Consider the following 1,606-nt stretch of genomic DNA (forward strand, 5'->3'; position numbering starts at 1 on the left):
GCAGGCGACGCCGGCCACCCGCAGGCACACGTCGGCCATCCCCCGCACCGGCGCCCCGGCGATGATGGGCGAGACGCCGACGACCCGGCCCGGTGCGTGGGCGACGGCATCGCGGATGCCGGGGACAGTGAGGATCGGGCCGATCGAGACGATCGGGTTCGATGGCGCGAGGATCACGGCATCCGCTCCCGCGATCGCTTCCCGCACGCCGGCCGCGGGTGCGGCGCCTGCGATGCCGGGGTTCTCGAAGCGCTCCGGCTCGAGCCGAGCGCGGTGGCGCGTCCACCATTCCTGAAAGTGCATATATCGACCGTCGATGACGACATGGGTGTCGACCTCGGCATCCGTCATCGGCAACAGGGTCGCGCCGAGCTCCCAACGGCGCTGCAGTCGCGCGACGGCCTCGGTGACGGTCGCTCCGTCGCGCAGCCACGAGGTGCGGGCCAGGTGCGCGCCGAGGTCGAGGTCGCCGAGCTCGAACCAGTCCCACCCGACGCCCCACGCGCGCAGTTCGGCGGAGACGCGGGTGGAGTCACCCGCGCGACCCCAGCCCTTTGTCGTGTCCTTGACGCCGGCCAGGCCGTAGAGCATCGAGTCGACGTCGGGCTGCAGGCGGACGCCGCTGAGCCACAGGTCGTCGCCCGTGTTGCAGACGACGGTCAGCTCGCCGCCGCGCTCGAGCAACTCGTCTCGGAGCCCGACGGCGAAGGTCGACCCCCCCACGCCGCCCGCGAGCAGCACGACTCTCGGAGTGACTGGGCCGGGTGTGGTCATGCTCCCCAGCGTATGCGCTGCTCCCGGTCACGCTTCCCCCGCGAGCCGCTACGTTCCGCCCGAGCCGCTATGTTTCGCCCGGGCGAATGTTGTCGGCCGGGGCGGAACATAACGGCTCGCGACGGGGTGGGTGGCACCGGACTCTCGTGTCGTCTCGTATGGTCGTGTGGCAGACATGCACGGGGAGGAGGCTCGATGACACCGGCGGCCACGCTGCAGATCCGGGCGCTGCACGGCATCCCGGAGATCTCGAGCGGCGACGACCTCGTCGACCTGATCACAACGGCGGCGGACGGGACGCTGCGCGACGGCGACATCCTCGTCGTGACCTCGAAGATCGTCTCGAAGGCCGAAGGCCGATTCGCGCCCGAGTCCGAGCGCGCGGCCGCGATCGAGCGGGAGAGCGTGCGCGTCGTCGCGGAGGACGCGACCGGATCGGTGCGGATCGTGGAGAGCCGCCTCGGCATCGTCGCGGCCGCTGCGGGCGTCGACGCGAGCAACGTGCCCGAGGGGATGATCCTGCTGCTGCCCGAAGACCCCGACGCTTCCGCGCGGGCGCTCGCGGCGGGACTTCGCGAGCGGACGGGAGCACGTGTCGGCGTCATCGTCTCCGACACGCTCGGGCGGGCCTGGCGCGACGGCCAGACCGACTGCGCGATCGGCGCCGCGGGCGTCCACGTCTTCGAGGAGCTCGGCGGGCAGCAGGATGCCGCGGGCAAGGTGCTCCGCGTCACGCGCCCATGCGTCGCGGACGAGCTCGCGGCGGCATCCGACCTCGTCAAGCGCAAGGCAAGCGGATGCCCCGTCGCCGTCGTGACCGGCCGCGCCGACC

Annotated in this window: 2 protein-coding genes; one reads left to right on the forward strand and one right to left on the reverse strand. The window is 72.4% G+C overall.

Annotation, left to right across the window (positions count from 1 at the left end):
• Window positions 1–774: 2-phospho-L-lactate transferase (gene cofD, locus WBP48_RS17535; protein ID WP_424442021.1), on the reverse strand; the 774-nt coding region annotated here is incomplete at its 3' end.
• Between the two features lie 195 nt (window positions 775–969).
• Here cofD and cofE point away from each other — a divergent pair.
• Window positions 970–1,606 (forward strand): coenzyme F420-0:L-glutamate ligase (cofE, locus tag WBP48_RS17540; protein ID WP_424442022.1); only part of this gene is annotated, 637 nt, incomplete at its 3' end.

It is taken from the genome of Microbacterium sp., from assembly GCF_049661145.1.
GTDB lineage: Bacteria > Actinomycetota > Actinomycetes > Actinomycetales > Microbacteriaceae > Microbacterium.